This is a genomic window from Acidiphilium sp. 34-64-41 (assembly GCF_002282635.1).
Lineage (GTDB): Bacteria > Pseudomonadota > Alphaproteobacteria > Acetobacterales > Acetobacteraceae > Acidiphilium > Acidiphilium rubrum.
Genome location: NZ_NCJX01000104.1, coordinates 1 through 9,155 on the forward strand (window position 1 = coordinate 1; position 9,155 = coordinate 9,155).

Here is a 9,155-nt window from a genome sequence, read left to right on the forward strand (position 1 = left end):
CATAGGCGTATCGCTCCTTCAAGAGGTTCAGGCAGGCTTCCACCCGCCTCGATACGCCACCTTTCTCACGAAGCCATCACCCAATTCCGGCCATAGCTCCAGGTGAAAGTAGCCAAGGATACAGCAAGCGGATGCTGGCAATCACACCGACAGCACCATCGCGATCCTGGATGCCAACCGGGTGAACATCGGCGCCAACCAGATGGCCGAGCGTATCGGTGATGGAACCTACAGAAAACTGCCATTACAATCCGCGGGCGGCTCTCATTCAGATTGTCCTTCGGGGCGGGCATTACAGACCGACGACGTCATTTCGGCGGTGGTGCGCACACCCAAAGCATTCAGCTCATTGCGCCACGTGCGGCCACAGGCCAGACCAACTCGACACGCTTGCCGCGCAATCCCACATACCAATCGTATCGATCCACCGTCGGATCACAATGCCCGGGGATCAGCCGCAACCGCTCGCCGATTGCTAACTTGTCCGCAGAGGCGTCCAACGTCAGCGTGCCGTGCTCGTCGGAGGGGCCGGTGTATTCGATCCCCGGCCGGCCGCTGACCAACGGCATGCCACTGTCCACCGCAATGCCCTTGTGGCCGCAATCGACCACAGCCTTGCGAGACTGCGCGCTCATCACCGCGCTCAATACGAACAAAGACTGGCGGAAATCCGGCCGCGGCTCGTTACGGCCATAATCGGCATCCATGAAGATGTAAGAGCCGGCCTGAATCTCGTTGTAGACGCCGCTCGCCGCCTCGAATTCAAACGTGCCGGTGCCGGCCCCACCAACGATCGCTGCTTCAAGCCCGACCGCCCGCAGCCCATCGAGGGTCCGCGAAACCGCCGCGACCGCGGCGGCGACGGCCGCCTGGCGCTCCGGCTGGGTGCGGTAGTGTTGGGCGCTGCCGTGATAGGCCTGCAGCCCGCCGAAAATAAGGTGCCGGCTTGCGGCGATACGGCGGGCGAGATTGACCACCGGGTCGCCCGGCGGAAGGCCGCAGCGTCGAGAGCCGACGTCGACTTCCACCAGCACGCTGAGTCGCGTACCCGCAGCCCCGGCTGCCACCTCCAAAAGCGGCAACGCAGCAAAGTTGTCGGTGCAGACGGCCACTTTGGCAATCCGGGTCAGAGCCACCAGCCGGGCAAGCTTCAGCGGCGATACGATCTCGTTTGACACCAGGATATCGGCAGCGCCGCCCCAAGCCAGAATTTCAGCTTCGCTCACTTTCTGGACGCATTGGCCGACCGCGCCCCGGGCTATCTGCCAACGGGCGATCACTGGGGATTTGTGCGTCTTGGCATGGGCGCGCAGGCCAACGCCTTTCGCGGCGCAGAACGCGGCCATATGGTCCATGTTGGCTTCGAGCGCGTCGAGATCGACGATCAGCGCCGGCGTGTCTATTTCGTCCTCGTGCATGCCGGGTTCGGCCGGAGGTCTTTGCAGCATGCTCATCCCTTTCTTTTTTGTGCCTGTCAGTTTCCCTTAAAGGGCTCTGCCTCAATTCGTGTGATTCGGGTTGACTCTGAGGGGGATCATTCGCGCACGGAGCAAATCAACGCCCGCACGGCCTTACATCGCCCTTTTCAGCGTCTTCAGTCGGTTGATCTGACCTTCAGTCTGACCGTTGCTCCAGGTTTCGGTTATTGCATTGCCAACCGCCGCCAAATCTTGGCGCAGCGTATGGACGAAACGGCGAATACCATAAAGTGTTGTGAAGTGGGCGTCATGCAGCCAGACGGTGAGCGTTTCGACGTCGCCGCCGCGCAGAATGCCCCGGAAGCGCATGGCCAATGCTCTCAACGTGGCGAATGCTGGAGATATTGTCTTGAACGCATCCACTTTTGCAGCCTGGGCTTCCGTCAGCAAGCCGCGCGGCTTGACACACAATGCAGCGGCCACGATCGGCGAAACCAGATGTCCGGTCAACGGATCGATCAAATTGGGCGTGGCAGTCGTGGCGGCATCGACCGTAACGGGGCGCCCGGCACGGTGCCAACCCGCCAGCAGTCGACCCAGATGAGATAGGCTGCCGGTGTAGCCAAGGTCTCTGATCTCCAGCAACAAGGCCCGCCCGGACGAAGAAACCCAGGTGCATGATGCCAGCCGACTGTTCAATCTGGCGTTGGTCGGGCTTGCAGCGGCAACCCACCCATACCGTTCAACCGGTCGACGCTCGCGATGGCAGTCGGCGGCCGGCAACCGATGAGATCGACGCCACGCTGCTACCGGCTGCCGTGGCCATCGCCCCGACGCCCAAAGGCAAAACACTCCGCCAACAAAACCCTCATCCGCCCTATTCTTTCGCATGGTTTTCCTGAATCCTGGGACGTCTTCCGAGCTGGAAATGCTACTATAAGCCACCTGGACCCAAAAAACCACGCGTGCCGGATGGACACGTTTCGCCTCAATGACCGCGGGCTTCGCTTCCTCGCTACCCGGTCAAATGTCGGAATTCCTTAGCCCATGTGGGCCGAGGGTTAACCTGTCAAATTACTGATGTGCTATCGACTGTTGGGAATATGGTAGGTTTTTCTGAAATAGGTCCGAAAAGCGTTCATTGGTGGCGAGAATTCGGCATTCCTTCTCCAAGCAACGCCGACGTCCATCGAAGGTATGGGATCGGAAACTACGACTGTTTCGATGCGTTTCCCCTCGAGTGACCAGGGACGGTGGACCATATCGGAAAGGATCGCTACACCTTGGCCGTTGGCGACGAGAGAGCGAACCGCCTCGACTGAAGAGGTACGGAGCTTTACGGATGGTTGGAATGCAGACCTACTCCAGTATTTGAGGGAGCTATGTGCCGCTTCGTCAACTGTCAGCATGATGTATGGTTCGTCGGAAATCTCGCGCAGGCCTACCGACTCACGATCAAGGAGGGGGTGACGGGCAGGCAGCCACAATCGACGTGCCGAGCTGAGTAATGTTTCGGTAGTTAGTGAGCTGTTTAGGATATTTGATGTCAGGAGGACAGCGATATCATATCGGTTTGCAAGCAAACCTTCCTCGATCGATTCTCTACTCATTTCGGAAAGTCGAATGTCGAGCCTTGGAAACATTCTACGAATTCTTTCGAGATGGTACGGAAGAAAATAGCCGATTACTGTGTAGGTCGCTGCTACTGTCAGGGTTCCCTCCAGATCCCGTGTCTCTACGCTCAGTTTTGTTGCCTCGTCGATCTTGCCCAGAATATCATACGCGTGAGACAGAAACTGCCGGCCAGCGGTTGTCAGTTCCATACCTTGTTGGGTGCGATCAAACAGGTCGAGACCGACAATGAGCTCCAACTCCTTGATCGCTGTGGTCACCGCCGACTGGGAGATTGAGAGTTCCGTGGCCGCCCGGGACACGCGGCCGATTTCCGCAGTGGCCACGAAATAGCGGATCTGCCTTAGAGTTAGCGACATCGTGGCTTGTCCTTCCCGTTCAGATATTAAGATAATTGGCCGTCAATGATCTGACTTAGCAAGAGTCCGCTCAATCCGCTGAATCCTGATGGGTTGATCGAGGTAGGGAATTCCCCGGGTGTGATGCCCCTATCGGGACGATATAGCGGCGTCACGTTCTGAAAAACAGATAATCAGATTTTGATAATTGTATTATTCAATGTTCGCTATGCTCGCTAAAATGAGCAGTAAGTCGTAACGGAGCTACGCAAATATGTCGCTCCATTCACGGAGGAATGGCGTGGAACGAGGATTCGTTGATATAAATTGTGACTTGGGCGAATCTTTCGGACGGTGGCGTGCCGGGGATGCTGATGACGCGGACTTGATGCCGCTTATCAGCTCGGCGAACATAGCCGCAGGGTTCCATGCTGGCGATCCCAATCTGATGGACCGCACGGTGAAGCTCGCAGTAGATTACGGCGTTGGGATTGGAGCGCACCCCGGCTATCGTGACCTGCAGGGCTTCGGAAGGCGCACTATCGCTGGCACGACGGCGGAGATCATCAACGACGTGATTTACCAGGTGGGCGCTCTGCGCGAGTTCGCTCGTCGCCACGGAGCGGTGCTAAGGCACGTCAAGCCTCATGGCGCGCTTTACATGGAGATGGCGGTCAACAGCGACCTGTCACAGTTCTTTGTCCAATTCATGCGTAAGGCGGCGCCTAACGCTTTTATCTACTGCATGGCCGGGTCGGAGACTGAACGTCTCGCCCGCGAGGCGGGGCATCCTATCGTGCGTGAATTCTATGCTGACCGAGATTATGATGAATCCGGTTCAATCGTGTTTACCCGCGACCAGATTAGACTAGACCCTGCCTTCGTCTCAGAGAAGGTCCTACGGGCTTGCAAGGAAGGCCGAGTGCGCGCGGTGACCGGCCGCGACATCAATATCGAATTCGAATCCATCTGCTTTCATTCTGATACACCTGGGTGCTTCGAGCTGGCGTCACGAATGCGCGAGGTACTCGTCGCGGGAGGTATCCGTATCGCCCCAGTTTCGGAAAGTACAACGCCTTAACAACGGATTGCGATGGAGCATTTTCATGAGCAGGATTGAAATAAAGTCCCCTCTTCCTGGTACGTTCTATCGCCGTCCTGCGCCCGACAAGCCCGACTTCAAGAAAGAAGGGGAGGATGTAGAGCCGTCGGATACGATCGGGCTTGTCGAAGTGATGAAAACGTTCATCGAGGTGCGTGCCGGCGTCACCGGCAGGGGGATTGTCTTCCTCGTCGATGACGCGGAGGCGGTCATGGCTGGCCAAGTGATTGCCGAGGTTGGGGAATGACCATCCGATCGCTCCTGATTGCCAACCGAGGCGAGATTGCCGTGCGGATCAATCGGGCAGCGAAATCGCTCGGAATGCGGTGCGTGCAAGTCCATTCGGACGCCGATACCGACTCGCTCGCTGTGCGGATTGCAGACGAGGCGGTGAATATCGGACCACCACCGGCCGCCAAGTCTTACCTCAATATCGCCGCTGTCATTGATGCTGCGCGCAAAACGGGAGCCGACGCTGTCCATCCAGGCTACGGTTTCCTCGCCGAGAACGCGGACTTCGCTGATGCGGTCGAGCATGCCGGCCTCATTTTCGTTGGGCCGAGCGGTGATACGATCCGCCTTCTGGGCGATAAAGTTGCCGCGCGCGAAGTTGCCCGCCGCGCGGGTGTGCCGACGGTGCCAGGCAGCGCCGGGCGCATATCCTCGCTTTCCGAGGCCCGGGATGTGATCGCGGAGAGCGGTTTTCCAGTGATGATAAAAGCTGCGGCTGGTGGCGGTGGACGAGGCATCCGCATCGCGCAGACGGAAGAGGAGTTTGAGCGTCTGTTTCCGCAAGCCTCAGCCGAGGCTCGAGCGGCGTTCGGTGATGGCGGTCTCTACGTCGAGAAGTTGGTCAAAAATGCGCGGCATATCGAGGTGCAGATACTTGGTGACGGCGAACGTTTCGTTCACTGCTTCGAGCGCGAGTGCTCGCTTCAGCGGCGCCGACAGAAGGTTTGGGAAGAAGCCGGAGCCGTAATGCTTTCCGATGCGGTGCGCAACAGGCTTTGCGAGAGTGCCGTGGCGATCGCACGCGAGGCGTCCTATCGGGGGGCTGGCACGGTTGAGTATCTCTACGACGAAGACGCCGAAGCTTTCTATTTTATCGAAGTCAATACGCGAATCCAAGTCGAGCATCCAACCACTGAGATGATCACCGGAATTGATCTGGTACGCGAGATGCTGCGTATCGCCTCAGGCGAGGCGCTAAGCCTGACGCAGACGGACGTGAAGGCGACCGGCCATGCCATCGAATGCCGCATCAACGCAGAAGATCCAGAAAACAACTTCATGCCGTTTCCCGGCATCGTCGGCGCACTCTCTATTCCGGAAGGCGAGTGGGTACGCTTCGATACGATGCTATACGAGGGTTATCACATCCCCCCCTACTACGACTCGCTGCTCGGCAAACTCATTGTCTGGGGCGAGAACCGTGATATCGCACTTGACCGGCTGCGCAAGGCGCTTGCGGCCCTAACGATCGAGGGCCTACCGACGACAGTGTCGCTTCATGCGGCGCTGGCCGAAAACGCCGCAGTGAAGGCGGGCCGTTTCGACACGATGTTCTTGGAAAACTGGCTTCAGAGCGAGGAGGCCGTGCGCCAACTCAAGAAACGGGAGGTCGCCTAATGGATGCGCGCTACACTTTTGGGGGTGACGAACATCTTTTTGTCGAATGCAGCGAGGACATGTCGTTGGACTCGTTCTTCAAAAGTTTGTCGATGGCGAAGGGTGTTCGAGCAGCCAGCATCAGGGGTGTTACGGAGATCTGCCCGGCGAATGCCTCCATGCAGGTAAAATTTGATCCCGATATCATCAGGCCAGAAAATATCCTTGCGGAGGTAAAGGCGATTGAGGCGGCGACCGCGAAGACCGAACCGGTCATCGACACACGCATTATCGAGATTCCGGTTTTCTACAACGATCCCTGGACGCACGAGACGCTGATGCGGTTCCGGGAGCGGCATCAGGATCCGAATGCGACAGACCTGGAATATGCGGCGCGCATCAATGAGTATGCGTCAGTGGACGAGTTCATCGCCGCACACTCCGGTTCGCCTTGGTTCGTCTCGATGGTCGGATTCGTTGCGGGGCTTCCCTTTATGTACCAGATGGTTGAGCGGCAGCGGCAAATCGAAGTGCCTAAATATCTCAGGCCGCGCACTGATACGCCGAAACTTACTGTCGGATATGGTGGCTGTTTCAGCTGCATCTATTCTGTGCGGGGCGCCGGTGGCTACCAGATGTTCGGTATCACACCTATGCCGATCTTTGATCCGACCCAGAAAACTTCATATTTGCATGACTTTATGGTCTTCTTTAAACTAGGCGATATCGTGAAGTTCAGGTCAATTGGTCGTGATGAGTACGATCAGGCGGTCGCAGACGTTGAGTCGGGAAAGTTCGCGCCACCGATTTCAAACGTCCGCTTTGACCTGCGAGACTTCCAGTCAGACATCGACGCGTATAACAAGAAGTTGGAGGGAGCGCTCAATGGCCATTGAGGTCCTCCACCCTGGTCTCTCGACAACTGTCCAGGACCTAGGCCGGCCAGGGTATTTCCATCTTGGCATTCCGATCGGCGGGGCGATGGATCGGCTGTCGTTGCGCGCAGCCAATCTTCTCGTAGGCAATGACGAAGGCGCTGCTTGTCTTGAAGCGGTTTTCATCGGACCGAAACTAGCATTCACCTCCGATGCTATAGTGGCAGTCACGGGCGCGCAGATGCCCGCGCGCGTCGACGGCGAAGAAAAACCGGGTTGGACTGCGTTCGAGATCCGGGCGGGGCAGGTGCTCGAATTCGATTACCTCGTTGGGGGGGCACGTATTTATATAGCCGTTTCGGGCGGTATTGATGTACCGGAAGCGCTAGGCAGCCGCTCGACGTATGCGATCGGTGCGCTAGGCGGCGTTGGCGGGCGAGCAATCGCCGCCGGTGACAAACTGCCCATCGGCGAAGCGCGGAGTGTTGTGCCAGGGCGAAGCGTTTCCGAAAAATTACGCAGAAAACCCTCCATGCCAGCAGAACTGCGAGTCCTTCCGGGACTGTACTGGCAGCGTATCACTGAGAACTCCGGGATCAATTTTTTCAATGACGAGTGGAAGGTGGCGCCAGAAGCCGATCGCATGGGCTACCGCTTCCGGGGTGGCCGTAAACTCGAATTTGTTGAACGCCAACAACCATTCGGTGCGGGGTCGGATCCATCCAACATAGTCGACAGCTGCTATCCCTACGGATCTATCCAGGTTCCTGGCGGTACCGAGCCGATCATTCTGCACCGGGATGCGGTCTCAGGCGGTGGTTACTTTATGCTCGGCACGGTAGTGTCGGCTGATATGGATTTGATTGGCCAGTTGCAACCACATACGCCTACTCGCTTCATCAAGGTCAACATGGAACAGGCTCTTCTTGCCCGCGCCGATCGCCGAAATCTTATTGATCGGATTCGGGCCGAACTCCTGTGACCCGTTTCTAATAATCATGTTGTGAACAGAGGTATTAAAACTATGCTATCTACGCTGGTTGGCTCGAAATGCTGAAACTCGCAGGACGACGCTGTTTGGTTACTGGCGCTGGTGGAGGAATCGGGCAAGCGATCGCTCGGGGCTTCACCGCAGAGGGGGCAACCGTAGCCGTACTCGATCTCAACGCGGCCGCGGCCCATGCCGCTGCAGCGCAGTGTTCTGGCATAGCCATAGTGGCAGACGTCTCAGAACCTCAAGGTGTTCGGCGGGCTGTGGACGAGGCGGTCGCCGCCCTCGGTGGCATAGACATTCTTGTAAATAACGCCGGTATTGATACAAATGCCTCAGTTGTAGACATGACAATCGAAACATGGGACCGAATGATTGAGGTGAATCTGAGGAGCGTTTTTCTCTGTACACAGGCGGTCCTTCCCCCCATGATAAGTCAGGGATGGGGGCGAATAATCAATATTTCGTCGCAGCTTGCTCAAAAGGGTGCTCCGCAAATGGCACATTATGCAGCGGCTAAAGCTGGGGTGATCGGATTTACCCGCTCGCTTGCATACGAAGTCATCAGTGCCGGGGTGACTGTTAACGCGATCTGCCCCGGTCCTGTAAATACGACGCTATGGCAAAATATTCCCCTAGAGTGGCGGCAACGGAAGCTTGCCGAGCTCCCGATCGGGCGTCCTGCAGAGGTTGATGAGATAGTTCCGACGGCGGTACTGCTCGCATCTGAAGCCGGTGCTTACTATGTCGGCGCCACCCTTAATCCAAATGGAGGCGACGTGATGGTATAACAGACTAATAATCGGAAAATCATTAACTATAGAAACCTAAAATCACAGACCGACAAAAAAAAGGCGAACAGGAAAAAGAATACGGCCGGGCTAGCACGAAAACTGTAACAATAGGGAGTCAGCTATGGATGGTTCGATAGATACTGGATTAAACCTGTCGTTACCTAAACCAGGGGAACAAAGAAGGTTTTCAACATTTACTAAGCGTGAGACGGATGTTGTTACAATACTTGCTCTTTGTGCTTGGACTGTCGCAGTCTTTGATTACGGGCTACTCGGCACGCTCCTCCCTGCGATGCAACATTCCGTGCCTATCCGGTTAAGTCAGACACCCACTACATGTGGGGTGGACCCATGCTCCCGAATAAAGCTGGGCATAGGTTGGCGCCTCGGCGCCGCC

General features: G+C 57.0%; 9 protein-coding genes and 1 pseudogene. 6 read left to right on the forward strand and 4 right to left on the reverse strand.

Features of this window, described 5'->3' with window-relative positions:
* Positions 1–85 precede the first annotated feature (85 nt).
* The 4 genes and pseudogenes from B7X49_RS16335 to B7X49_RS16350 all read right to left on the reverse strand — a co-directional run.
* Positions 86–223, reverse strand: a pseudogene (locus B7X49_RS16335) (IS5/IS1182 family transposase); the annotation flags it as partial.
* Positions 224–341: 118 nt separating this feature from the next.
* Entirely contained in the window at positions 342–1,454 is a 1,113-nt protein-coding gene (locus B7X49_RS16340; RefSeq protein WP_286840211.1) for a DSD1 family PLP-dependent enzyme, read from the reverse strand.
* A gap of 117 nt (positions 1,455–1,571) precedes the next feature.
* On the reverse strand, positions 1,572–2,066 hold the full coding sequence (locus B7X49_RS16345) for a transposase (protein WP_408735601.1): 495 nt from the start codon (positions 2,064–2,066) through the stop codon (positions 1,572–1,574).
* A gap of 437 nt (positions 2,067–2,503) precedes the next feature.
* Positions 2,504–3,409: a LysR family transcriptional regulator gene (locus B7X49_RS16350; protein ID WP_286705427.1), complete on the reverse strand. Its 906-nt coding sequence runs from the start codon at positions 3,407–3,409 to the stop codon at positions 2,504–2,506.
* Positions 3,410–3,689: 280 nt separating this feature from the next.
* On the opposite strand from B7X49_RS16350, the gene pxpA reads away from it, so the two are divergent.
* From pxpA to B7X49_RS16380, 6 genes are all read left to right on the forward strand, one after another.
* Entirely contained in the window at positions 3,690–4,469 is a 780-nt protein-coding gene (pxpA, locus tag B7X49_RS16355) for a 5-oxoprolinase subunit PxpA (RefSeq protein WP_286705428.1), read from the forward strand.
* Positions 4,470–4,494: 25 nt separating this feature from the next.
* Complete coding sequence (locus B7X49_RS16360; protein WP_286840218.1) at positions 4,495–4,737, forward strand: acetyl-CoA carboxylase; 243 nt, start codon at positions 4,495–4,497, stop codon at positions 4,735–4,737.
* On the forward strand, positions 4,734–6,119 hold the full coding sequence (locus B7X49_RS16365) for an acetyl-CoA carboxylase biotin carboxylase subunit (RefSeq protein WP_286705334.1): 1,386 nt from the start codon (positions 4,734–4,736) through the stop codon (positions 6,117–6,119). The genes B7X49_RS16360 and B7X49_RS16365 overlap by 4 nt, the downstream gene beginning before the upstream one ends.
* Positions 6,119–6,994, forward strand: coding sequence for an allophanate hydrolase subunit 1 (locus B7X49_RS16370; protein WP_286705333.1), 876 nt, complete (start codon positions 6,119–6,121; stop codon positions 6,992–6,994). The genes B7X49_RS16365 and B7X49_RS16370 overlap by 1 nt, the downstream gene beginning before the upstream one ends.
* Positions 6,984–7,955, forward strand: a complete 972-nt coding sequence (locus B7X49_RS16375) for a biotin-dependent carboxyltransferase family protein (protein WP_286705332.1) — start codon at positions 6,984–6,986, stop codon at positions 7,953–7,955. The genes B7X49_RS16370 and B7X49_RS16375 overlap by 11 nt, the downstream gene beginning before the upstream one ends.
* Positions 7,956–8,023: 68 nt before the next feature.
* Positions 8,024–8,755, forward strand: a complete 732-nt coding sequence (locus B7X49_RS16380; RefSeq protein ID WP_286705331.1) for an SDR family NAD(P)-dependent oxidoreductase — start codon at positions 8,024–8,026, stop codon at positions 8,753–8,755.
* Positions 8,756–9,155: the final 400 nt, after the last annotated feature.

Coding starts and splice junctions, on each gene's coding strand:
- B7X49_RS16340 (WP_286840211.1), bottom strand. CDS start 1,454: ATGAGCATGCTGCAAAGACCTCCGGCCGAACCCGGCATGCACGAGGAC.
- B7X49_RS16350 (WP_286705427.1), bottom strand. CDS start 3,409: ATGTCGCTAACTCTAAGGCAGATCCGCTATTTCGTGGCCACTGCGGAA.
- B7X49_RS16360 (WP_286840218.1), top strand. CDS start 4,495: ATGAGCAGGATTGAAATAAAGTCCCCTCTTCCTGGTACGTTCTATCGC.
- B7X49_RS16365 (WP_286705334.1), top strand. CDS start 4,734: ATGACCATCCGATCGCTCCTGATTGCCAACCGAGGCGAGATTGCCGTG.
- B7X49_RS16370 (WP_286705333.1), top strand. CDS start 6,119: ATGGATGCGCGCTACACTTTTGGGGGTGACGAACATCTTTTTGTCGAA.
- B7X49_RS16375 (WP_286705332.1), top strand. CDS start 6,984: ATGGCCATTGAGGTCCTCCACCCTGGTCTCTCGACAACTGTCCAGGAC.
- B7X49_RS16380 (WP_286705331.1), top strand. CDS start 8,024: ATGCTGAAACTCGCAGGACGACGCTGTTTGGTTACTGGCGCTGGTGGA.